Raw genomic sequence first — 23,200 nt, 5'->3', positions numbered from 1 at the left:
GTACTACAAGGAGAAAGGAATGAACGCACCTGTCGTGATCATCGGCACAGGATTGGCCGGTTACAACGTGGCCCGAGAGTTTCGCAAGCTCGACAGCGAGACCCCGTTGTTGCTGATCACCGCCGATGACGGGCGTTCCTACTCCAAGCCCATGCTCTCCACCGGTTTTGGCAAGAACAAGGAAGCCGATGGCCTGAGCATGGCTGAACCTGGCGCCATGGCCGAGCAACTCAAGGCCGAAGTGCGCACCCATACCCGTGTCAGCGGCATCGACCCTGGCCACAAGCGCTTGTGGATCGGTGAGGAAGCGGTGGCTTACCGCGACCTGATCCTGGCCTGGGGCGCCGAAACCGTGCGTGTACCGGTGGAAGGTGATGCGGCTGAGCTGATTTTCCCCATCAATGACCTCGAAGATTACGCTCGCTTCCGTGCCGCCGCTGCCGGCAAGCGCCGCGTATTGCTGCTTGGCGCGGGCTTGATCGGCTGCGAATTCGCCAACGACCTGATCCTGGGCGGTTATGAAATCGACCTGGTGGCACCGTGCGAGCAAGTCATGCCGACCCTGCTGCACCCGGCCGCGGCCGCAGCGGTACAGGCCGGACTGCAAAGCCTCGGCGCGCGCTTCCATCTTGGCCCAGTACTCAATCGCCTGCAGCGCACCGCTGACGGCCTGGAAGCCCACCTGTCGGACGGTGAAGTCATCGCCTGCGACCTGGTGGTCTCGGCCATCGGCCTGCGCCCGCGTGTGGACCTGGCCGCCGCCGCCGGCCTGCAGACCAATCGCGGGATCATGGTGGACCGTCACCTCAAGACCTCCCACGCCAACATCTATGCCCTGGGCGATTGCGCCGAGGTCGACGGCCTGAACCTGCTGTACGTGATGCCGCTGATGAACTGCGCCCGCGCGCTGGCCCAGACCCTGGCCGGCAACGCCACGGCGGTCAGCTACGGCCCGATGCCGGTGACCGTCAAGACGCCGGTCTGCCCGCTGGTGGTCTCGCCACCGCCACGGGGCACCGAAGGCGTGTGGAGCGTTGAGGGCGAGGGTGCCGACATCAAGGCCTTGTGCCGCGACGCCAGCGGCCGCCTGCTGGGCTACGCCCTGACCGGCAGCGCCGTGATGGAAAAACTCGCCCTCAATAAAGAACTTCCGCCGTTACTGGCGTAAATACCGGTCGTTCTGTCGGAATAACCGCGTTTTTCACCCTAGAAAGGTCGCCGCAAGACTGGCGGAGCGTGCGAGGGCATGCCATCCTCACTCCCGTCTGCCGCAGAGTAGAGCCTGCGGCGCTTTGGGCGCTGCTCCAGAAGAGAGCAGCATGGACATAACAACAAAAAACCGTCAAAGAGGCTTCACTTATGCGTAAACCAGAACTCGCAGCCGCCATCGCTGAAAAAGCGGATCTCACCAAAGAACAGGCCAACCGCGTCCTCAACGCCGTTCTCGAAGAAATCACCGGCGCCCTGCACCGCAAGGACAGCGTCACCCTGGTTGGCTTCGGCACCTTCCTGCAACGCCATCGCGGCGCCCGCACCGGCAAAAACCCACAGACCGGTGAGCCGGTGAAAATCAAGGCCAGCAATACTGTTGCGTTCAAGCCAGGAAAATCGCTGAAAGACACTGTCAACGCGTAAGAGCGTTACCGTCTCGAAGGGGGCGGGGTGGTAGGGAAAAATGGGCACGCCGACGGGGTCGGGTGCCCATTTTTTGTTGGGTGTGGGAAAACGTTGAGTTCCAAAACGATTAAATAGATCCGCCCCCTTTATCGCCATCGCTTTTATCGTTGAGTAAGCGGTCTATTTCTTATTTGGAGTCAAACAGTTCTTGCGTATGCAGAACTGCCTTGTTTACTCGCTCTGAAGCGGTAACGCTATCAATGCGTAAGTCGTCGGGTGTGTGCTCATAGTCCATGACCTCGTCCTCTGTTAGCGCTCCACGCAGATGGGCAATTACTCTGAAAATTATGTGATGCATACGCCAGCAAATTGAGGGTTCAATATTTACCAACTGTTCCTCAGATGCGGGCTTGCTTACGCCGCCGGTCCAGATTTCTGACTCAAACGCGAATTGAATTCTGTCGTAACCAGAGGTCGATTTTATGTAGTTCGAGTCACTGAAAAGAATCTTCCAGCGAGGGAGATCTGAAAAACGCATGCTGCAGAAAATCGGTCGAAACAAACGTTTTGAGGTGTCCACCTCGCTGATCGAGGTTGGGATTTGTGTATAGAATTTCTCAAAAACCTCAATCAGATGTCCCAACGCAGGAGGAGTCATCTCGATATAGCGTGCAATCACAAAGCCAGGCTCATCTGAAGCGTTGAGGGCTGGGATGTAGAAAAGATCACCCGGCTTGGGTGCCTTGAGGGTTTTCATACAGCAGCCTCTTTTAGGTACAAGATTTGATTTTGCTCGGCTTGATGCCCAGCGCTTTGGCCGCAGCCCTGTAGTTTTTATAGTGACTTTTGCCCCGTGCATCAGTGCGGCTTTTATTGATGGGTTCGATGACGTTGCCGGGGAATTTGCCTTTTGTTTTGTATTTCTCTCGGTAGGCCTGTTCGTAACCTTTGGCTTGAGAGTAAGTCATCTTGCCGTCCTGACCTTTCAACACACGCAGCTCTCCTTTTCCAAGCCGCGTGGACCTGTCGTGCTGACTTTCACGCGCCGCAGGATCCTGCTCGGTGTGACCGATGTAGTAAGGCGTTTTAGCACCGGGGGCGTAGAGCCCGTAAACATAGAAACCAGGTTTGTTTAGGGGCGTTGGGGTCCAGCCTAGTGGATCCAGCCAGGTAATAGGGTTTGCACCGTACGAGTAGAGGTTCAGGCCACCCAGCAACCCAATCGGATCCGGCGTAGTAAACCGCCCCACATCCGGATCATAAAACCTGAACGTATTGAAATGCAGCCCCGTCTCCCGATCCAGGTACTGCCCCTGGAACCGCAGGTTCTGCTCTTCAATGTAATAAGGCTCGCGCACTTCCTCCAGCGTATTGCCCCACACCCGATACGTTGCCTGCCAGACGCTGTGCCCATCGGCCTCGGTCAGTTGTTCCGGCAACCCATTTAGATCGTTGTGGTAGTAGCGAATCCTCTGCAACGGGCCAAAGCCGTCGACGCGGGCCAGCGGTTCGTAGCCGTCATCGTCGTAAACATAGAGGCTGGTCTGGCTGTGTTTATGCTCCTGCAACAACCGCAGTCCATCCCACACAAACTGCGTTTCTCCCAGCGGATACCCGTCACTGCCATGCTCGGTTTTTTCGATGCGTCGGCCCAGCGGGTCGTAGGTCATTCGCACGACGCTGCCGTCATCGTTACGCACTTCAATCAAGCGGCTTTCAGCATCGTAGGCAAACCGCTGCACGCCCCGTTTGGCGCTGCGTTTTTCGATCATCCGCCCAAACGCATCGTAGCGATAACGCTTGTCCTGATAGGTCAGCAACTTGTTATGCACCACCAACCCGGCACCCGCCTGCGGGCCGTCCAGCAGGTTGGCGGTGCTGCGCGGCGGGTTGTTGGTCGAGTTTGCCGATCAGGTTGTCGGCGGGGTCGTATTCGAACTGTTTTTGCGCGGCCGCCGGCATCAACGATGGCTGACTTGCCAAGCGGCGTTGGCGCGAACGCAGGCGGCCACTGCGGTCGTATTCGCTGCGGGTGCTGAGCTGACCCTGGGTACGTAGTACTTCGCGGTGCAGGCGGTCGCGTTCGAAATCGCTGATGACCTGACCATCGAGGTTGATCTGGTGCAGATGGCCGCTGCCGTAATACAGGCGGTTGAGCCAGCGGCCGTCCGGCAGTTGGGTTTGGATCAGGTTGGCGAGTTCGTCGTAGCGGTACTCGGTGTGGCCATCGTCCGTGGTTTTGGCTACCAGCCGGCCAACCGCATCACGTTCGAGTCGATGCACGATAGGCGCGGGTGGCATTTCGGGCACCAGCGCCAGGCCATTGCCGTAAAATAGTCAAAAAAGCGCTCGTAATTTCCCGCGCCCAACAACGGGCTGACTTCCTTGTTGAGTAGCTTCACAAACTTGCTGGAACGCTCATCTTTTTGCTATTTCTTGCTATTCATAACAGGATCAGCCAGGTTTTCATCACCGTTAAGCATACGTTGCAAAAGCTTGACCGCCCGCGAGAAGCCTTGAGCGGCAGCACGCTCCAGCCACAGTCGGGCTTGTTCAAAGTCTTGTTCGACTATCCATCCATCAATGTACATTTTTGCCAAATCAAACTGACCATGAGCGTCATTGGACTCGGCTCTAGGATAGTGGAATATCACTTCTCGAGAGCTTGTATCAATTTCCCAGTAGTCACGTTTGTTTGTCTGATAGAGACGGACAGTTTTTTCGTTGACCCATTCAACTGGGCCTAACAGGGACTCGAAAAGTCCGAGGGAGATGCCGATGCGTGTAGCAGTGAAAAACTCGTGAGGGGTGTCTTTGGAGCGTTGGACCAGCACGCCTATATTGATGTACTGGTCCGTGTTCCAGGCTGCCGACGCGGTGAGCGTGTTAGACGGGTTTTTCAGTGGGCGTCCTGACGTACCTGAAAACTGATACTCACGTTTGACGATTTCTGCGTGAAGCTTATGTATTGGATCGGTATCCCAACCCTTGAGCGTCGCCAGTGATATGAGCGATTCATTGATGTCGTCGATTAAGCACTCGCGGATAGTGGCGTCTGTGGCCCCCGCTGGAAGGCTCTGCAAGCGCTTGAACGGATGAGCGTAGGAGCAAACATTTGTGTGTGTTTGCTCTGCTTCCACGGGCGCTTGCTGGAGAATCACTTTGGCAATTCCACCGGTAAGCAGCTTGCACTTGGTGGTAAGCAGATAAATGTAAAGTACCGCGGCCTCTCGAACGCGGTGAGCCTGTAGGCTTTCCGTGGAGGGCACGATTTCCAGTGTTGTTAGATATTTGCTCATTAGAATCTCTATCTCGTCGCGTTTGGCAGTGAATTGCCCACTGGGTTAATCCCGACTTTTGGAAACGAAGGAGTTTGACCGGCTCTCTGAGCGGCCACTGAATAGCCATTGACTCTACCCTGTTCTACTTTGAGAGCCTTAGACCTTGTGACATTTTTTCTGATTATGGCGGACTCGTACTTATCAGAGCCTTTCCTGTTGAGCCAGCGTACTTGAGACTGGGCTCGATAAGACTTTCCGGCTTTTGAAATTTTCCCACCGCTGATACCGTACTTATATACTTGGCCAGTCGTTTTATTACGAATAACGTAGACGTGGTTCATCTTGTTATTTTGTTTGGAGTTTCCGTTTGCAGCGCCGCAGGTTTTCCACCCCCATGGGTCTATCCATGCAATCGGATTTGGTGCGTATTGGTAGAGGTTGAGCTCTCCATCCAACCCAATCGGATCGGGAGTCGTGAAGCGTCCGATATCCGGATCATAAAACCTGAACGTATTGAAATGCAGCCCCGTCTCCCGATCCAGATACTGCCCCTGGAACCGCAGGTTCTGCTCTTCAATGTAATAAGGCTCGCGCACTTCCTCCAGCGTATTGCCCCACACCCGATACGTTGCCTGCCAGACGCTGTGCCCATCGGCCTCGGTCAGTTGTTCCGGCAACCCATTTAGATCGTTGTGGTAGTAGCGAATCCTCTGCAACGGGCCAAAGCCGTCGACGCGGGCCAGCGGTTCGTAGCCGTCATCGTCGTAAACATAGAGGCTGGTCTGGCTGTGTTTATGCTCCTGCAACAACCGCAGTCCATCCCACACAAACTGCGTTTCTCCCAGCGGATACCCGTCACTGCCATGCTCGGTTTTTTCGATGCGTCGGCCCAGCGGGTCGTAGGTCATTCGCACGACGCTGCCGTCATCGTTACGCACTTCAACCAATCGACTTTCAGCATCGTAGGCAAACCGCTGCACACCCCGTTTCGCGCTGCGTTTTTCGATCATCCGCCCAAACGCATCGTAGCGATAACGCTTGTCCTGATAGGTCAGCAGCTTGTTATGCACCACCAGCCCGGCACCCGCCTGCGGGCCGTCGAGCAGGTTGGCGGCGGCGTCGTAGGCGAAGGTTTCGCGCTGGCCGTGCAGGCTGTCCTGGCTGGCGATGATGCGGCCGGTGGCGTCGTAGTGCAGCAGTTGGCGGTGTTGCGCGGCGGGTTGTTGGTCGAGTTTGCCGATCAGGTTGTCGGCGGGATCGTATTCGAACTGCTTTTGCGCGGTCGCCGGCATCAACGATGGCTGACTTGCCAAGCGGCGTTGGCGCGAACGTAGGCGGCCACTGCGATCGTATTCGCTGCGGGTGCTGAGCTGACCCTGGGTACGCAGTACTTCGCGGTGCAGGCGGTCGCGTTCGAAGTCGCTGATGACCTGGCCGTCGAGGTTGATCTGGTGCAGGTGGCCGCTGCCGTAATACAGGCGGTTGAGCCAGCGGCCGTCCGGCAGTTGGGTCTGGATCAGGTTGCCGAGTTCGTCGTAGTGGTGTTGCAGGTTACCCGCCGAACTCTGCTCGCAAAGCAGTTGGCCGAGGGCGTCGTAGGCAAAACCCAGGGCTTGGGCGTTGCCCTGCGAATCGGTGAAGGTAACCGCCGTGAGCTGGTCCACTGCGTCGTAGCTGAAGTCGGTGCGGCCATCGTCGGTGGTCTTGGCAATCAGCCGGCCCACCGCATCGCGTTCCAATCGATGGACGATAGGCGCGGGCGGCGTTTCGGGCACCAGGGCCAGGCCATTTCCGTAAGGCGCCGGCACGGCAGTCACCGCCGCGATGTTGTCCAGCGGGTCATAGCGGTAGTGCTTGGCGCTGCCGTCAAGGTCTTGCTGTTCAACCAGACGGTCGCCGGCATCCCACGCAAAACGATAACGCTCGCCGTTCTCGTTGATCAGCGCTTGCAGCCGTCCATAACTGTCATAGCCGAACTGCACCTGCCGCCCATGGGCGTCGGTGCGTTGGCGGACTTGGCCACGGCGGTTGTGTTGATAGAGCGTGGTGTGTCCGGCTGGGTCGGTGTAACCCACCAGCTGACCGCTGACATCACGCTGATAGTGCTCGGTACGGCCGTCTGGCAATTGGGTGGTGAGCAAACGCCCCTGGGCGTCATAGCTGAATTGGGTACGCTCACCCAGGGCATCGGTGATGACCTGCAGATAGCCGCGCTCGTCGTAGCTGAACCGGGTGGGGTAACCCGAGCAGTCGATGTGCTCGGCCAATTTCCCGAAAGGGTTCCAGCGCAGTTTTTTGCTTTTGCCGGTGGCGTCGATGATTTCCACGACCTGGCCGTGGTCGTCGTAGCGGTAACGGGTGATATAGCCCAGCGGATCGGTTTCGGCGATGCAGTTGCCGCGTGAGTCATAGCGATAGTGCCAGCTGTTGTCGGCGGCATCGGTCTCCACCAGTGGCAGCGCCCAATGCTCCAGCCATAAAGTCGAATCGCTGCGACCCAGCGGGTCGGTTTCGCCGATCAGGTTGCCGGCCTCATCGTAGCTGTACTCAAAGCGCCCGCCCTGAGGGTCGGTGGCGCTGAGCAACTGGCGCTCGTCGTTCCAGTCGAACAGCCAGGTGTGGTCGAGGTTGTCGCTGTACCGAATGATCTGGTGCTGGGTGTTCCAGTGACGGGTGCTGACACGCTGCAAGCCGTCGGTAATCCGCGTGATACCGGCTTGTAGGTCATAGTCGAACTGGTAAGCGTCGCCCTCATCGGTCCAGTGCCGGACCACGCGCCATTCCAAACCTTCAACCAAAGACCATTCGTAGAAGCAACGAAGCCCGGTGGGCAGTTGGTGCTCCACCATCCTGCGACCACTGTCGTAGGCAAAACGACGCTGAACCTGGCCCGTTGCATCACGTACTTCGGCCAGGTTCCCCGCTGTGTCGAAGCCGTAGCTGACGAGCACTTCTCGGCGCTGGTCGGGGTATAGACGTTCGATGCGCGCTAACTGGCCCTGATCACGGATCAACTCAACCTGCACCAGATCGAATGTGTCCCGTAGCCGCACCATGTGCCCGACTTCGTCATAATCGATATAGATGCGGTTGTCGTTTCGGTTGCCCAATTGAGTCAGGCGCAGCAGCGACGGGTTGGCGGAGGGTTCAAGCAAGCGATACAGGCCGTCATCGCTCTCGATCAGCAACTGCCCATTGAGGTGACGCCGCACCGCAAGCCCTTCACCGGCGCTGAACACCGCGCCGCCCAAGGGAATCGAGCCCATGTCGATACGCCGACCTTGCTCGTCGGTATAAATCAGCGTTTCACCGCCTTCTGGATGGGGCAGGATCTCGACGCACACTTCATAGGGCACGCTCCAGCCTGCGCCGAACATTGCGCCCGAGCGCTCATCGCGGCTGTTGTAGAAGCGCTGCCAGTCGATCGTCAAGATGCCGGGCAGTACGAAATCCAGCTCCTCGGCATCGCCCAGCACCTTCGCGCCTGTGGCCGCATGCACCGGGTTCGACGAGCCCATCGCTGCGTTCGCCACGGCCCCCATCGCGCTGCTGACGGCCATCGACGTAGCCCCGCCGATCAGCATGCACGGCAACTTGCTGAAGAACTTGCCCTTGCCACCCTTGAGCATCAACAGCGCCGTGACCGCCAGCCCCACGCCCGGCGTCTTGCCACTGCGGATCTCACGCACGACCACCGAGCCGCCGCCAATGGTCACGTTGGAGGAAATCAGGCCGGACGACACCACTGTTGCGTCGCAGGTGCTGCGATCACCGCTGCGCACGGCCGGCTGGCCGTTGATCGTGACCTTATCCGAGCCCTCGGCCAGGAACTGCGGCGGCATAGGCGGGTGCTTCATGCACACCACCAAGTCCAGCGGCTTGGGTACGGCGCCAGGCGCGGGCGTCGCGACCGTGGGACGCCACATCTGCGAGAAGAAACTCTCGGCCATGTCCAGGTAGCTGGGTTCTGCTTCAGGCGTGGGTTCTTCCAGCTCGGTGCCGGCTGGCGCGACATGGGAGCTGATCGCCCCAGCGGCGCGGGCAGCCGGGATGGAATTGGTCAGAGTGTCTGTAGAGCCTGTGAGAATATTGGCCTGTACCGTGGGCGGGAACAGTGCGTTGGCGAAGGTATCGCATAAATTCGTCAGGCCCTTGTCCGCCCCGGTCTTGCTCATGGCCAGGCCGACAATCGTGCCCACCACGGCACCCAGCAGGAAGCAGCCAAGCCCGCCAGTCGCGACGGTTATCCCGGTGGCGGCAACCACGGCAGCGGTCGCCACGGCGGTGATCGCGATATTGGCCGCTACCTCCAGCACGCCGCCAAGGATGTCCGCCATCATCGAAGTGTGCGAGAGCGCATCGCCCATCCGGGCGGCCCATAACGCGTCAGACATGCAGGCCGCTCATCAAGAAATAGCGTCGAACGACAGCGAGTTTTTGATCAACGCCCAGTGCGCCGCCTCGGCGTCCCCGAGCTTGTCTGCCTTCACATAACTCAACGCGAGCATCTTGCGCGTACCCGGCAGCACCAGCGCCAGCTGGTACTGGAACACCTTGTCATTGCCCTTGTTGAACTGGCTGCGCAGCTCGATGCCTTCCACTTCTTGAGCCGCGCCCAGGCGCACGTCCACTCCCGGCTGATAACGCAGGTCCTGCACCTGTTTTTCCAGGCGCTGGAGTTGGTCATTGAAGTTGCTGTGCAGGGTTTCACCCTCGGCGAGCAGGCTGCGGCTGACGATCAGGGAGGTGCCCAATTCAGGAAACTTGAGGATATTGATCGTTGCGTCCTGCAGCTCGCTGGCCGGCAGTTGAAACTGGAATTCGTTGATCCGGTACGTCATGGCAAACAGGTCTCGTCAGGAGCTTTTAGGCGCGGGGAACGCGGCTTTGATATTGGCGTCGATGGCGGCTTTCTGGCCCTGGCCGTCCGGTGTCGCGCCGGGGCCGCCGCCGTTGTTCAGGTGCAGCACGCCGCCGGTGTTGAACTCGGCATCGCCGCTGGCATAGAAGCTGATTTGCACGCCCGTGAGGTTGATCTGCCCGCTGGCGTTCAACTCCAGGATGCTTTCGCCGCAGACCAGGCGCAGGTTTTCACCGACTTCGATGACATAGCTCTGGCTGATGCTGTCGGTCTTCCTCTGGCCCACCGAGAGGATGTCTTCCTGCTTGACGATGCGCAGGCGGTTGTTGCCGATGGTCACCGTCTCGTTATGGCCAATGCTCTTGTTGCGGTCATGCCCCACCGAATGGCTCTCATCCACCTCGACCACGATGTCCTGATTGCGCTCGGCATGGATGTACAACTGCTCCAATCCCTTCTTGTCCTCCATGCGGATTTCATTGAAGTTGGCCGGTGTGCCGCCCTTGCTCGAACGGCTTTTCATGCCGCTCTGGGTCGCGTTTTCCGGCAGGTCGTAAGGCACCGTCTGTTCGGCGTTGTAGACTCGCCCGGTGATGATCGGCCGGTCCGGGTCACCTTCCAAAAAGCTCACGATCACTTCCTGGCCGATCCGTGGGATCTGCATCGAGCCCCAGTTCTTGCCGGCCCAGGATTGCGACACGCGAATCCAGCATGAGCTGTTCTCGTTGGATTGGTCGTGACGGTCCCAGTAGAAGTGCACCTTCACGCGGCCGTACTGGTCGGTCCAGATTTCCTCGCCTTTGGGGCCGACCACCAGCGCGGTCTGCGGGCCTTTGACAATGGGGCGGTGGGTGTTGGCCAATGGGCGGAAGCTCTGCTGGGCGTCGATGCAGGTGAGGCTGCTTTCGAACTGTGCCGAACCCGACCCACCGCCGCTTTCCAGACTTTCCTGGACGATGTAGTAGCGACAGCCGACGATCAGGTATTCACGGTTCTGGTCCTGGCGACTGAAGCCGGTCAGGCTGAATAAATGCCCCGAGCCCAGGCCGCGAGCATTGCCGCTGAACTCGATCTGTTCATGCAGGGTTTGCAGCGCTTCGATGCGAGTGCGCGCGTAGTGCTCGCCGTCTTCGCTTTGCACGTAGGTGCCGGGGTAGTCGTACAGCGGATAGTCGCCGGCGGTGTGCGGGCGCGGCATGGCCGAGCGCACGTCGATGCTGGCGCTGGGGCGCTGGAAATCGTAGTCGTTGAGCTCCAGCGAACCCGGCTGCACTTCATGCGCCAGGTGCCAGTTGTGCATATGATCGCGTTCGCGCTGCTGCTCGTCCTTGGGGTAGTACGGGATCGACGCATAGCCCGGCACCGTGGTGTGGGCGCCGTAGGCGTCGGCTAACACCAGCACATGGCGGTCTTGCTCATGGCGGAAGAAGTAGTAGATGCCTTCCTGCTCCATCAAGCGGCTGACGAAATCAAAGCTGGTCTCGCGGTACTGCACGCAGTATTCCCACTCGCGGTAGGGCCGGCTAAGGGCGTCTTCGAAGTCGGAAAAACCCAGGTCGCGGAACACCTGCTTGATGATCTGCGGGATGCTCAGGTTCTGGAAAATCCGGCAGTCCGACGTGCGGCTGAGCAACCAAAACCACGGGCGCAGCGTCACCTGGTAACTGGCGAACTGGCCCTGGTCGATATTCTGGCTGCACCGCGCGACGATACCGTGGAAGTGCCGCTCGCCACCGTCCGCCAGTTGCAGGCCCACGCTCATGGGTTTGCCGAGTAACTGGTTGAGATCGATGTTGGCGTCCAGCGACGTCAGTTGCAGCTCGTAATTGAACAGCCTGCCCAGCTCCTCGCCGCCGCCCATTTCATTGAGCAGCAGCACATCCGGCCCGAGGGGGCTGGTGATTTTGGCCAGGCGTGAGGCTTGGTTGAATAGCATCGTTTAGGCCGCGTCGCTGAAGTCGTAGTGCAATTCATTATCCCGGCTGCTGATCCGCACACCCGCCAGCGCCTTGCCTTCGAGCATGCGCGTGAGGAACTCACGGCTCATGTCCGGCAGTAGGCTGTTGGTCAGAATGGTATCGATCATGCGTCCGCCGCTTTCGGTCTCGGTGCAGCGCGATACGATCAGGTCGACCACCGCGTCGTCGTAATCGAACGCCACCTTGTGGGTGGTCTCTACGCGCTTCTTGATGCGGCCCAGTTGCAGGCGGGTGATCGCCTTGAGCATCTCGTCGCTCAGCGGGTAGTACGGAATGGTCACCAGACGGCCCAGCAACGCGGGCGGGAAGATTTCCAGCAGCGGCTGGCGCAGGGCCTTGGCGATTTCTTCCGGCTCCGGCACATTCGCCTGGTCTTTGCAGAGGTGGGAAATCAGCTCGGTGCCGGCGTTGGTGGTCAGCAGGATCAGGGTGTTCTTGAAGTCGATCACCCGGCCTTCGCCATCTTCCATCACCCCCTTGTCGAACACCTGGAAGAAGATCTCATGCACGTCCGGGTGGGCTTTTTCCACCTCGTCCAGCAGCACCACGCTGTAGGGTTTGCGCCGCACCGCTTCGGTCAGCACGCCGCCTTCGCCATAGCCGATATAGCCGGGTGGCGCGCCTTTGAGGGTCGACACCGTGTGGGCTTCCTGGAACTCGCTCATGTTGATGGTGATGACGTTCTGCTCACCGCCGTACATGGCTTCGGCCAGGGCCAGGGCGGTTTCGGTCTTGCCCACGCCGGAAGTGCCGGCCAGCATGAACACGCCAATCGGCTTGCTCGGGTTGTCGAGGCCGGCGCGGGAGGTCTGAATGCGCTTGGCGATCATCTGCAAGGCGTGGTCCTGGCCGATGATGCGTTTTTTCAGGTGCTGGTCGAGGTTGAGTACCGTTTCCAATTCATTGCGCGCCATACGACCGACCGGAATGCCGGTCCAGTCAGCGACTACCGAGGCCACGGCCTGGTAATCCACGGTCGGCAGGATCAGCGGCGTTTCGCCTTGCAGGGCGCTCAGGCGTTGTTGCAGGTCGACCAGTTGAGCGCGCAACTCATCGTTGCCACTGTCCACCATACCGGCTTTTTCGCGCAAGGTTGCACGGGTGGCGAGCAGTTCATCCACCAGGGCTTTCTCTTCGGCCCATCGGCTTTCCAAAGTCGCCAGACGCTCACGCTCAGCGCTCAATAGCGCCTCGGTGTTGGTTTGGCGCGCACCAATCGCAATGCCGATGGCATGCTCGCGGGCGATGATTTGCAGCTCGGTTTCCAGCGCCTCGATGCGACGACGGCTGTCGTCCACTTCGGCCGGCACTGCGTGCAGGCTGATGGCGACGCGGGCGCAGGCTGTGTCCAACAGGCTCACGGATTTGTCCGGCAGTTGGCGCGCCGGGATGTAGCGGTGGGACAGCTTCACCGAGGCTTCCAGCGCTTCGTCGAGGATCTGCACCTGGTGGTGTTTCTCCATGGTCGACGCCACGCCACGCATCATCAGCAACGCTTTGTCTTCCGACGGCTCGGCCACCTGCACCACCTGGAAACGGCGGGTCAGGGCCGGGTCTTTCTCAATGTGCTTTTTGTACTCGGCCCAGGTGGTCGCGGCCACGGTACGCAAAGTGCCACGGGCCAATGCAGGTTTGAGCAAGTTAGCGGCGTCGCCAGTCCCGGCGGCGCCACCGGCACCTACCAGCGTATGCGCTTCGTCGATAAACAGGATGATCGGCTTGGGCGAGGCCTGCACGTCTTCGATGACCTGGCGCAGGCGCTGTTCGAACTCGCCTTTCATGCTCGCGCCGGCTTGCAGCAGGCCCACGTCGAGGCTGCGCAGTTCCACGTCTTTCAGGGCTGGCGGCACGTCACCGGCGACGATGCGCAGGGCGAAACCTTCGACCACGGCGGTCTTGCCCACCCCGGCTTCACCGGTGAGGATCGGGTTGTTCTGGCGACGACGCATAAGGATGTCGACCAGTTGGCGGATCTCTTCGTCACGGCCAACAATCGGGTCGAGCTTGCCGCTGCGGGCCTGTTCGGTCAGGTCGACCGTGAAGCGCTTGAGGGCTTCCTGCTTGCCCATCGCGCTCGGCGCCATGGCACCGCTGGCTTCACCGGGCACGGCACCGGCATTGAAACCATCGCTGGCGCTCAAGGCGTTTTCCGGCGAATCGCCGACGTACTCGTCAAAGCGCTCGCTCAAGGCTTCGGGCTTGATCTTGTCGAACTCGGCAGACAAGCCCAGCAGCGCATGGCGCAGGCTCGGCGTTTTCAGAATGCCCAGCACCAGGTAACCGGTGCGCACCTGGCTTTCGCCGAACATCAGGCTGCCATACACCCAGCCGCGCTCCACCGCTTCCTCCACATGGGACGACAGGTCGGTGATCGAGGTCGAGCCGCGCGGCAGGCGGTCCAGGGCCTCGGTGAGGTCACGGGCCACGCGTGCCGGTTCCAGGTTGAACTGGCGGATGATGCGGTGCAGGTCCGAGTCCTGCAGTTGCAGCAACTGATGAAACCAGTGGGCCAGTTCCACATACGGGTTGCCCCGCAGTTTGCAGAACACGGTGGCGGCTTCGATGGCCTTGTAGGCCACGCTGTTGAGTTTGCCGAACAGTGCGGCGCGACTGATTTCACCCATGCTCTGGATTCCTTGAGGTGGTGGCGTGATCGGCGTAATGCCGGGCCAGGATTAGGTCGTTGGCGTCATGCTCGGGCTTGCCGAGCCAGGTGTTGAAGCCCAGGCGGAACTGGCCATTGAGTTGCAGCGCCGGCACTTCGGGTTGTTGCAAAACCAGGTTGAGGTCCCAGTCCAGTTCATGGCCCAGGTACTCGGCCACCCACGCCACCAACTCGTTGAACGGCGGGTGGCCAGGCAGCATGCCCATGTAGTCATCCAGCGTGAGCGGGCCCAGGCGGATGCGGAATTTGTGCTGGCGGTCCCACACGAAACTGCCCAGGCAAAAGTCCACGCCCAGGCGGTTGGCGCTCACGCTGACGCGGCTGCGCTCGGGCAACTCCAGCCATTGGCCGACGTATTCTTCAATCTCCACCGGCAGGCCGAAGTACTCGCCGAGAATGGCTTTCAAACCATCTGGATAGCGGGTTTGCGCCGACAGATGGCCGCTGTAATGCAGCTTCGCGGTGTCCGGGATGAGCCCCTGATTCAGCAGGCTCGGCATGCCCCGTCCACTCAACGCAGCGAGGCGCGCGGACCAGTAATCATCGTCCGGGCGGTCGTGGCTGACCGTCGGCCGCGCCTCGGCCCAGGCCCGGTAAAACAGGCTGAGCAGGCGATGGTGGAACACATCCAGGAACTGTTTGCTGGTGCTGTCGGCATTGTTGCGCTGACGCTCGCGCACGTATTCGGTGATGTGCAGCGGCAGCGGGCCGTTGGGGCCACCGAGGCCGAAGAAGAATTGCTCTAGCCGCGCCGGCTTGCCCTCGCCACCGGGATCGACCGAGGCCAGGGTGGCCGGCGCAAAGGTGCAATCAGCCTGTTGCCCCAGGCGCAGCGGGTCATCCGCCAGGCGCAGGGAATGGCCCAGGCGCGGTAGCTCCGGCGATTCGCACTCGATACGCCGCAGCGCCTGGAAGAAATCATATTCCCAGGGCTCCTGATGCATCGCATCCAGTGTGTTCACAGGGTCGGACGCCGTCCGGGCTTGGCTTTCCATCGCATGATCTCGCCGCGTTCGGTGGTACGGATCACCGTCTCGGTAAAACTGTTGATCGACACGTAGCGTGCCAGGAAGCGCTCCAGCACCGCACCGAGCAGGAACACGCCGGTGCCGCGAAACGCGTTTTCATCGAATTCCAAGGTGATTTCCAGGCCACGGCCAAACACGATCGGGCCGGGCATCGGCAAGCGTCGGGTTACCGCTTTGCTGCTGACCTCGCGCAGGCCTTCGATCTGCAATTGCAGGGCGGCGTCGTTGCTGTCGCCGTACAGGCGCAGCAGTTCGCGCAAAGCTGCCGCGCCCTGGCCCTGTTCGCTCAGGGACAGGTAGTTCAGCGAGAGCTGGCTGATCAAACGCCAGGCCTTGGCGTCATGGGCATGGCTGGCGCGCGGACGGCTCGGGCCGGCCACGCAACGCACGGACAGCACCGGGGCGCTGTCGGCCAGGGTGAAGTCGGTCTTGCCGTTGCCGATGCTCATGAACAGGGGCAAGTCGCGGTTGGTGCACAGCGCCGTCACGCCGAGTTGGCGCAGGTCATGGCCGTAGGGCGCTTGGCGGCTGTCCACCAGGCTGACAAAGGTCTCGCTGCCCACATAGGTGGAGCGTGGGCCGTTGCGGCGCTGGTCGCTGGACAGCACGCGGGGCTCGCGGCGCACCGTGTAATACGCCTGGTCGCGGCCGTAGCGCGACGGATCACGCACCGCATAGAACGGCAAAAACGGTTGCTCCGGCCCGGTACCGTGGCCGGTGATGCCGCTCAACGAGTGAATCTCGAAATCCATCGGCCGTGTGCGGTCGGCGATCACATGGTGTTCGTTGACCCGGTCGGACAAGTGGATACGGTCGACGCGCTTGGGGAACAGGTTGATTGCCGGCGTGCAGAACGGCAGGAACTGCGCCGCGCCGACGCTGCCTTCCAGGCTGGGCTCATGACGGTCGAACAACACGATCAGCTCCAGCTCCTGGCCGTCGCAACGCTTGACCGCACGGCTCAGCTCAGCGAACTCGACGAACAGGTAACGGTGGGGCAGGGCGAAGTATTCCTGCAACAGGCGATAGCCCTGGAATGCGCGTGCGACCACCGGCATGGCGGCGTCGGCATCGTCAAAACCACGGGAGCGCAGTGCATCCTGCGGCAGGCGCTCGACCCAATCGCCACCCGGCTTGCGTGCAAACACCGCGCAGGCGTTGCCCAGCAGTTGCTCGTAGAGGCGGAACGGTTGCTCGTCGGCACCGCTGAGATAGAGCGGCAGGTTATCCAGGTCGAGGCTGTTGAACGGTAATTCGGCGCCGGTGCGCAGGGTCAGGCGCAGGCCGGCCTTGGCTTTCGGCTCACTGGCGGCCAGGCGCCCCAACACGGCGGCAGGGTTGCCGAAGTATTCGGCATTGCTCACCTGCAACGGCCACAGCGTCACCGGGTGCGCGGTGCGGTACTCGCAGCAGGTCTGGGTTTCGCGGCCCAGCGCAGCGCGCAATACGGTGTCGCGGGGCAGGGGGAAACCACTGGCCAGCGAACCTTCATCCGGGTCGGTCTGCAATTGCACCACGGTCATCGACGGCGTGGGTGCCAGGTAATGCGGGTAGGCGATTTCCAGCAGGTTGTGGGTGAAGGTCGGGTACTCGGCGTCGAGCTTGAGCTGCACGCGGGCCGTGAGGTAGGCAAAGCCTTCGAGCAAACGTTCGACGTACGGGTCGGCGCAGTCCATACCGGACAGGGTCAGCCGACTGGCGATCTTCGGGTATTCCTTGGCGAACTCGGCGGCGCTTTCGCGCACGTGGTGCAGTTCCTGGTTGTACAGCTCTAGCAGGCGCGGGTTCATGGGCGTCTCCGCTGGTCTGCATTCACTACACGCACGTGGCCGGATTCCAGGTCGAGGTCGGTTTGTAGCAGCAGGCGCAACGGCACGGGCTGTGCCCACAGGTCGCCTTCGATCTCGAAACTCAGCGCGTTATGGTTCATCTCGCCGTGGCCGACGCGGGCTTTGACGCGCAGGGTGTGGCGCAGAATGCGCGGTTCAAAGGTGGCGATAGCCTGGTAGATCAAGGCCTCCAGGGCTTTGATATCCACACTGGAAACACTGTTGCCCGCCAGCGCCGGCAGGCCGTAGTTGACCACCGAAGTACCGGCCGGGGTGTGCAACGTGGCATCGGCATCGAGCAACGACGTGGTGTTGAGCAGCCACGCCAAGTCACGCAGCACCGAGGCTTTCAATTGGGTCAGGGACAGCACGCGTTTGTCGGCGCTTTCCTTGGGATTGGTTGGATCGTCGTCAGTCAGCCGGTCCAGCAGGGACGGTTGCAGACGGTCGCGGGAAGCGATTTCAGTGACCACCAAAGCGGCTCCACGGACGGGGTGTGAGAGGGACAAGTGGGCTGTGGCCGTGGCGCGAAGCCACGGCCTCAAGGGCTATCAGCGCTTGGTGTTGGAACGGATGTTCCAGCCAAACTTGATCGCGCCGCCGTCTTTGGTGCCGTCGGCTTTTTGCGGCTGGTAGTCGACCATCACTTGGGCGAAGTTCAGGGTGACGTTCTCGGTCAGGCGGTCATCGGTGCCCGAACCGCCGGTGCTCAGGGAAGTCACCAGCACTTCTTCCAGGTTGATCACCATGTACTCGACCTGGCTTTCGCCGCCGGCCTTGCGCACGGTCAGCTTGACCTTGTCGATGTGCTTGCCGCTGGCGCAGTGCATCATCAGGTTCGGCGACGCTTTGTCGACGTATTTGGTCAGCGACAGGTCCTGGATATTCACCTTGCCCGCGCCGCCGCCACCGCCCACGTGCATGTTGCCGGACTGGGCCATGCCCCAGCTCCAGTTCAGCACGTCGATTTCGTCCTTGTGGGCCTTGTCCATGGACTCGCCCTTGATGTCGCCGATCTTGATGAAAATATCAACAGCCATGTTTTCTCCCTGTGTGGTCTCAGCCACGATATTTGGTGTTGAGTGCTCCCTGTCCGGGCGCACTCAGATCAGGATGCTTACGCGCTTTTCGCCGAAGGCAGCTTCGATACCAGGCGCAGCGACACGGTCAGCCCTTCAAGCTGGTAGTGCGGGCGCAGGTAGAACTTGGAGTTGTAGTAACCCGGGTTGCCTTCGACTTCTTCCACGATCACTTCGGCAGCCGCCAATGGGTGCTGGGCTTTGGTGGTTTCAGTGGAGTGCGCAGGGTCACCGTCCACGTAGTTGAGGATCCAGTCCTGCAACCAGCGCTGCATCTCGTCCTTCTCTTTGAAGGAACCGATCTTGTCGCGCACGATGCATTTCAAGTAATGGGCGAAACGGCAGGTGGCAAACAGGTACGGCAGGCGTGCGGCCAGGTTGGCGTTGGCGGTGGCGTCCGGGTCATCGTATTCGGCCGGTTTCTGCAGCGACTGGGCGCCAATGAACGCAGCGAAGTCAGTGTTTTTCTTGTGCAACAGCGGCATGAAACCGTTCTTCGCCAGCTCCGCTTCACGGCGGTCGCTGATGGCGATTTCGGTCGGGCACTTCATGTCCACGCCACCGTCATCGGTAGGGAAGGTGTGCGCCGGCAGGTTTTCCACTTCACCGCCAGACTCGATGCCACGGATGCGCGAGCACCAGCCGTAGTGCTTGAACGAACGGTTGATGTTCACCGCCATCGCGTACGCGGCGTTGGCCCAGGTGTACTTGGAGCTATCGGCACCGTCGGTGTTTTCTTCGAAGGCGAACGCTTCCACCGGGTCGGTCTTGGCACCGTACGGCAGGCGTGCCAGGAAACGCGGCATGGTCAGGCCGATGTAGCGCGAGTCTTCCGATTCACGCAGGGAACGCCAGCCGGCGTATTCCGGGGTGGTGAAGATCTTGGTCAGGTCGCGCGGGTTCGACAGTTCTTGCCACGAGCCCATGCCCATCACGGTCGGCGAGGCCGCAGCGATGAACGGAGAGTGCATGGCGGCGCAGACTTTCGACAGCTCGCCCAGCAGTTCCACGTCCGGTGGCGACTGGTCGAAGTAGTAGTCGCCCACCAGGCAGCCGTAAGGTTCGCCGCCGAACTGGCCGTATTCTTCTTCGTACATCTTCTTGAAGATCGGGCTCTGGTCCCACGCGGTGCCCTTGAATTTCTTCAAGGTCTTGTGCAAGTCCGGCTTGGAGATGTTGAGCACGCGGATCTTGAGCTGCTCATCGCTCTCGGTGTTGTTGACCAGGTAGTGCAGGCCACGCCAGGCGCTTTCCAGCTGCTGGAAATCCTGGTGATGGATGATCTGGTTGACCTGGGCGGTCAGCTTGGCGTCGATGGCGGCGATGATCGATTCGATCGACTTGATCGCGTCATTGGACACCAGGTCGGTCTGCGCCAGAGCCTGTTCGGCCAGGGTGCGCACGGCGGTTTCCACGGCTTCGCGGGCACGCTCGGTCTTGGGTTTGAACTCTTGCAGCAGCAGGTTGGCGAACTCGCTGGCTTCTTCGGTGGCACCCAGGATCTGGCTGCCTTCGCGGGCGGTATTGTCGGTCATGATTACTGATCCCCTGCAGGCTTCGGCGCGCTGGCAAGTGCCTGGAGCAGTGCCGGGTCCTTGATCGCCTTCATGATGATTTCTTCAGCGCCGGTCTTGCCGTCCATGTAGGTCAGCAGGTTGGCCAGCTGGGTGCGGGCTTCGAGCAGTTGGTTCAGCGAATCGACCTTGCGGGCCACGGCGGCCGGGCTGAAGTCGTCCATGCTTTCGAAGGTGATGTCCAGGCTCAGGTTGCCTTCGCCGGTCAGTTCGTTCGGTACGTGGAACGCCACGCGCGGCTGCATGGCCTTGAGGCGCGAGTCGAAATTGTCGACGTCCACTTCAAGGAACTTGCGGTCGGCCACCGGCGCCAGAGGCTCGGCGGGCTTGCCGGCGAGGTCGGCCATCACGCCCATCACGAAGGGCAGCTGGACCTTTTTCTCGGCGCCGTAAAGCTCGACGTCGTACTCGATCTGCACTCGAGGCGCGCGGTTGCGCGCGATGAATTTCTGAGAACTTTGCTTCGCCACGTTGCTGCTCCTGGTCGCTTGAGCGACGGTGTTGTTACTGCACTGTCGGGCGGCTTACTCGCCGTCCGGGCCGCGCAGGTTTTCAAATTGGGACATGCCGTCGGGAATCAGATTGCGCACGATGGCCGCGAAGTCGGCGTGCACCAGATGCTTGGCCCGGTTCAACAGCACCGGCAGCGGGCTCGAAGGCTCGTACCGGGTGTAGTACGCAAGGATCTTGTCGAGGCTGCGCAGCACGTCGTCGCGGCTGGCGATATCGCCCACCGGGCGCGGTGCTGCGGGGGCGGCGGCGAAGTCGGCCGAGGGGGCATTGTCGTCACTGACGGCCTCAGGTTCGCTGCTGCTGTCGGTGCCGGGCACCGCTTGATTGAGGATCTGCAACGCTTGTTTGAGCGGTTGCTTCAAGGCACTGAGGTCCACGCCCTGGGCGGAACCGACCTGATCGTTGACCTGCCGTTCGATGGCTTCACACGCCGCACGCGCAGCAATCAGCGCGTCGCGGGTGGCTTGCAGGTGCTCGGGGTCGCTGTCGAGGAACGCGGCGTTGAGCTGCTGGGCGCCGAGTTGCTCGTCGGGGAAGCTCAACAGGCCACTGGCGTTGAGCGCCGCGCGCAGGCTCACGGGGCCGAAGGTGCGCGAACGCGTGAGGATGCTTTCGCGCAGTAAGCGAATGTTGGTGTCACAGGTCAGGCCGGTGAGGGCGTTGATGCGCACGGTGGGGTCGTTGTCGTCGTCGGCATCCAGGCGCGGGTGCAGGTCGGCCCAGTAATCGCGCAGCAACGCGTCGATCAGCGTCAGCGCTTCGGCCAGGCCCGCTACACCCTGGAGCGCGAGGGCGCTTTGCAGCAGGAAATGGGTGATGCGCAGGTCTTTGCTGCGCGCGAGCAAGTCGAGGCTTTGCTGCTGGATGCTGCGCCATTCCGGCGGTTCAGCGGGCAGGATGGAGTCGCCCATGCTGCGCTCGGGTTGGCCCTTGGCATCACGCTCCAATTGCAGAAATTGCGCGTCATATTCCATGTCTTCGCCACACGGCGAAGTCGCGGAAACGGCGGTGAGCAGCAACGGCACATCCACTGAATTTGATCTCCCTATCAGCCCGTTAGATGGCGGGCAATTCATGCATTAGTTACGCGAGGAACTTTGCATGTTTTCTTGGTCATATAAGCGAGATGCCACTAATGTGCCATCACTGGTATTCAAGAAGTTGTGCATTTTTGGTGTAGTACTTACGCCTTGTCAAGGTAAGCTATTCGCCCTCTGTGACAGATGTGCGGTGCTTAACAACCTGCGCGACTGGTGGGTCGAACGACGCACCGGGACAGGATTTTTGTCATAGAGCCCAGTTAAGATCAGCGATCATGCTGGCATTGGCAGGTTTTAAACGGTCGATTGCTCGACCTGATGGCGATATCCCGGGAGGCGCTGTCCTGGGAATCGACCGCGCGCGAAGTATCAGCAAGGAGGCAAGATGTCGCTGTGTTTGACTATCACTAGTTATCACAAGATTACCCCTGGGCAGTGCTCCGAAAAGTCCATCAATCAGGGCTCGATGGCTATTGGCCGCAGTTCCGATAATGACTGGGTATTACCTGACCCAGAGCGCCTGGTCTCCTCGCAACATTGCGTTATTCAATACAAAGATGGCCGTTATTATCTAACGGATAACAGTACAAACGGAGTGGAGTTGGTTAACGCCGGTATTCGTTTGCGTAGAGGTAATAGCGAGCTGTTGCAAGATGGCGAGTTGATCCGCATCGGCGATTACGAGATCCAGGCGCGTATCGACTTCAACGTGCAGGCCGTCGACAGCCAGCCGTTTGCCGGCGACTCACCGAACAGCTTTGAAGCGCTGATGGGCGCCGTGGCGAGCAAGCCTGCGCCGGTGCCGGTGATCGCCCCGCAGTTCCAGGGCGCTTCGTCGATGGACACGTTGCCGGACCTGTTCGACTTCCTCAGCCCCACCGCCGTGCCGCCGCCGACTGTGCCGGACCACGTGCCGTCCGAGCAGCATGACTTCCGGCCACCGACGCCGGTTGCGGTCGAGAAACCCGTGGATTCAGGCTCGGTGATTCCCGAAGATTGGGACCTGTTTGGCGACACGCCCGCGCCCATCGCGCCACAGCCCGCACCGGTCATTGCGCCGCCACCTGCGGTCGAGCCTGTGACAGACACTCAGCAACCCGACCTGCTGCAAGCCTTCCTGCGCGGCGCCGGCCTCGATCAACTGCGTCTGGACAAAGCCCAGGCCGAGGCCCAGATGGAAAACATCGGCCGCAGTTATCGCCTGATGGTCGAAGGCCTGATCGACGTGTTGCGTGCCCGCGCCAGCCTCAAGGGCGAGTTCCGCATGCAGCAGACCATGATCCAGCCCGCTGAAAACAATCCGTTGAAATTCGCCCCGAATGCTGACGAAGCGTTACTGCTTTTGCTTCGCCACGGCAACCAGGCGTTTATGGCGCCGGATGCCGCCGTGCGTGACAGTTTCAACGATCTACGCGCCCACCAACTGGCGGTGATGGCCGGCGTGGAAGCGGCGATCAAACACCTGCTCACGCGCTTTGAACCGGCGCAACTGGAAGAGCGCATGGGCAAGCCCGGCGGGCTCTCGAGTATTTTCAACGGCTCACGCCAGGCCCAGTACTGGCAGCAGTTCACCGAGCTCTACAGCAATATTTCCCGCGAGGCCCAGGAAGATTTCCAGGACCTGTTCGGCCGTGAATTCAGCCGGGCCTACGAAGAGCACAGCGCACGACAGCGTCGGTAAACCCGCGCCGCAACACATGGATTAACGGATAGCTAAGTACGTCATTGAGGACG

The 23,200-nt window shown here is 60.6% G+C and carries 16 protein-coding genes and 1 pseudogene; 3 read left to right on the top strand and 14 right to left on the bottom strand.

Going from position 1 to position 23,200, the window contains the following annotated elements:
- The first annotated feature begins 19 nt into the window (after nt 1–19).
- Together ACP7EW_RS17675 and ACP7EW_RS17670 are read left to right on the top strand one after the other, a co-directional pair.
- Entirely contained in the window at nt 20–1,168 is a 1,149-nt protein-coding gene (locus ACP7EW_RS17675; protein ID WP_426218605.1) for an NAD(P)/FAD-dependent oxidoreductase, read from the top strand.
- Nucleotides 1,169–1,359: 191 nt separating this feature from the next.
- Nucleotides 1,360–1,635 (top strand): HU family DNA-binding protein, encoded by a 276-nt coding sequence (locus tag ACP7EW_RS17670; RefSeq protein WP_003176958.1) that lies wholly within the window; start codon nt 1,360–1,362, stop codon nt 1,633–1,635.
- A 169-nt stretch (nt 1,636–1,804) separates the two neighbouring features.
- Here ACP7EW_RS17670 and ACP7EW_RS17665 read toward each other — a convergent pair whose 3' ends face one another.
- The 14 genes and pseudogenes from ACP7EW_RS17665 to tssA all read right to left on the bottom strand — a co-directional run bounded on the left by ACP7EW_RS17665 (nt 1,805) and on the right by tssA (nt 21,457).
- Entirely contained in the window at nt 1,805–2,374 is a 570-nt protein-coding gene (locus ACP7EW_RS17665; RefSeq protein ID WP_426218603.1) for a hypothetical protein, read from the bottom strand.
- A gap of 13 nt (nt 2,375–2,387) precedes the next feature.
- A pseudogene (locus tag ACP7EW_RS17660) lies at nt 2,388–3,948 on the bottom strand (RHS repeat domain-containing protein); the annotation flags it as partial.
- A gap of 98 nt (nt 3,949–4,046) precedes the next feature.
- The gene (locus tag ACP7EW_RS17655; RefSeq protein ID WP_426218601.1) at nt 4,047–4,916 is read right to left on the bottom strand and encodes a tetratricopeptide repeat protein; all 870 of its coding nucleotides are present in this window, start codon (nt 4,914–4,916) and stop codon (nt 4,047–4,049) included.
- Between the two features lie 8 nt (nt 4,917–4,924).
- Nucleotides 4,925–9,292: an RHS repeat-associated core domain-containing protein gene (locus ACP7EW_RS17650; protein ID WP_426218599.1), complete on the bottom strand. Its 4,368-nt coding sequence runs from the start codon at nt 9,290–9,292 to the stop codon at nt 4,925–4,927.
- A 12-nt stretch (nt 9,293–9,304) separates the two neighbouring features.
- Nucleotides 9,305–9,739, bottom strand: a complete 435-nt coding sequence (locus ACP7EW_RS17645; protein ID WP_010207557.1) for a DcrB-related protein — start codon at nt 9,737–9,739, stop codon at nt 9,305–9,307.
- A 15-nt stretch (nt 9,740–9,754) separates the two neighbouring features.
- Nucleotides 9,755–11,695, bottom strand: coding sequence for a type VI secretion system Vgr family protein (locus ACP7EW_RS17640; protein WP_133075585.1), 1,941 nt, complete (start codon nt 11,693–11,695; stop codon nt 9,755–9,757).
- A 3-nt stretch (nt 11,696–11,698) separates the two neighbouring features.
- Nucleotides 11,699–14,362, bottom strand: coding sequence for a type VI secretion system ATPase TssH (gene tssH, locus ACP7EW_RS17635; protein WP_426218596.1), 2,664 nt, complete (start codon nt 14,360–14,362; stop codon nt 11,699–11,701).
- A complete protein-coding gene (gene tssG / locus ACP7EW_RS17630) occupies nt 14,355–15,398 on the bottom strand; it encodes a type VI secretion system baseplate subunit TssG (RefSeq protein WP_426218593.1) in 1,044 nt (347 codons plus the stop codon). The genes tssH and tssG overlap by 8 nt, the downstream gene beginning before the upstream one ends.
- The gene (tssF, locus tag ACP7EW_RS17625) at nt 15,362–17,221 is read right to left on the bottom strand and encodes a type VI secretion system baseplate subunit TssF (protein WP_177005025.1); all 1,860 of its coding nucleotides are present in this window, start codon (nt 17,219–17,221) and stop codon (nt 15,362–15,364) included. Before tssF ends, tssG begins: the two co-directional genes overlap by 37 nt.
- Nucleotides 17,218–17,733 carry a type VI secretion system baseplate subunit TssE gene (tssE, locus tag ACP7EW_RS17620; protein ID WP_005792513.1) on the bottom strand — a complete coding sequence of 172 codons (516 nt, stop codon included), beginning with the start codon at nt 17,731–17,733 and terminating at the stop codon, nt 17,218–17,220. The genes tssF and tssE overlap by 4 nt, the downstream gene beginning before the upstream one ends.
- A gap of 78 nt (nt 17,734–17,811) precedes the next feature.
- Nucleotides 17,812–18,300 carry an Hcp family type VI secretion system effector gene (locus tag ACP7EW_RS17615; protein ID WP_005792512.1) on the bottom strand — a complete coding sequence of 163 codons (489 nt, stop codon included), beginning with the start codon at nt 18,298–18,300 and terminating at the stop codon, nt 17,812–17,814.
- Nucleotides 18,301–18,377: 77 nt separating this feature from the next.
- Complete coding sequence (gene tssC / locus ACP7EW_RS17610; protein ID WP_010207548.1) at nt 18,378–19,874, bottom strand: type VI secretion system contractile sheath large subunit; 1,497 nt, start codon at nt 19,872–19,874, stop codon at nt 18,378–18,380.
- A 2-nt stretch (nt 19,875–19,876) separates the two neighbouring features.
- Nucleotides 19,877–20,383: a type VI secretion system contractile sheath small subunit gene (gene tssB / locus ACP7EW_RS17605; protein ID WP_010207547.1), complete on the bottom strand. Its 507-nt coding sequence runs from the start codon at nt 20,381–20,383 to the stop codon at nt 19,877–19,879.
- Between the two features lie 54 nt (nt 20,384–20,437).
- Entirely contained in the window at nt 20,438–21,457 is a 1,020-nt protein-coding gene (tssA, locus tag ACP7EW_RS17600) for a type VI secretion system protein TssA (RefSeq protein WP_178951073.1), read from the bottom strand.
- A 394-nt stretch (nt 21,458–21,851) separates the two neighbouring features.
- Here tssA and tagH point away from each other — a divergent pair, with 394 nt between their 5' ends.
- Nucleotides 21,852–23,147: a type VI secretion system-associated FHA domain protein TagH gene (tagH, locus tag ACP7EW_RS17595; protein ID WP_426218590.1), complete on the top strand. Its 1,296-nt coding sequence runs from the start codon at nt 21,852–21,854 to the stop codon at nt 23,145–23,147.
- Nucleotides 23,148–23,200 lie beyond the last annotated feature (53 nt).

Origin of the sequence: Pseudomonas sp. DWRC2-2, from assembly GCF_049897885.1 — a bacterium.
Taxonomy (GTDB): Bacteria; Pseudomonadota; Gammaproteobacteria; order Pseudomonadales; family Pseudomonadaceae; genus Aquipseudomonas; species Aquipseudomonas azotoformans_A.
This window is presented reverse-complemented; position numbering and strand designations above follow the sequence as displayed.

Coding starts and splice junctions, on each gene's coding strand:
- ACP7EW_RS17655 (WP_426218601.1), bottom strand. CDS start 4,916: ATGAGCAAATATCTAACAACACTGGAAATCGTGCCCTCCACGGAAAGC.
- tssG (WP_426218593.1), bottom strand. CDS start 15,398: ATGGAAAGCCAAGCCCGGACGGCGTCCGACCCTGTGAACACACTGGAT.
- ACP7EW_RS17670 (WP_003176958.1), top strand. CDS start 1,360: ATGCGTAAACCAGAACTCGCAGCCGCCATCGCTGAAAAAGCGGATCTC.
- ACP7EW_RS17650 (WP_426218599.1), bottom strand. CDS start 9,292: ATGTCTGACGCGTTATGGGCCGCCCGGATGGGCGATGCGCTCTCGCAC.
- ACP7EW_RS17615 (WP_005792512.1), bottom strand. CDS start 18,300: ATGGCTGTTGATATTTTCATCAAGATCGGCGACATCAAGGGCGAGTCC.
- tssF (WP_177005025.1), bottom strand. CDS start 17,221: ATGAACCCGCGCCTGCTAGAGCTGTACAACCAGGAACTGCACCACGTG.
- tssC (WP_010207548.1), bottom strand. CDS start 19,874: ATGACCGACAATACCGCCCGCGAAGGCAGCCAGATCCTGGGTGCCACC.
- ACP7EW_RS17645 (WP_010207557.1), bottom strand. CDS start 9,739: ATGACGTACCGGATCAACGAATTCCAGTTTCAACTGCCGGCCAGCGAG.
- ACP7EW_RS17665 (WP_426218603.1), bottom strand. CDS start 2,374: ATGAAAACCCTCAAGGCACCCAAGCCGGGTGATCTTTTCTACATCCCA.
- ACP7EW_RS17675 (WP_426218605.1), top strand. CDS start 20: ATGAACGCACCTGTCGTGATCATCGGCACAGGATTGGCCGGTTACAAC.
- tssH (WP_426218596.1), bottom strand. CDS start 14,362: ATGGGTGAAATCAGTCGCGCCGCACTGTTCGGCAAACTCAACAGCGTG.
- ACP7EW_RS17640 (WP_133075585.1), bottom strand. CDS start 11,695: ATGCTATTCAACCAAGCCTCACGCCTGGCCAAAATCACCAGCCCCCTC.
- tagH (WP_426218590.1), top strand. CDS start 21,852: ATGTCGCTGTGTTTGACTATCACTAGTTATCACAAGATTACCCCTGGG.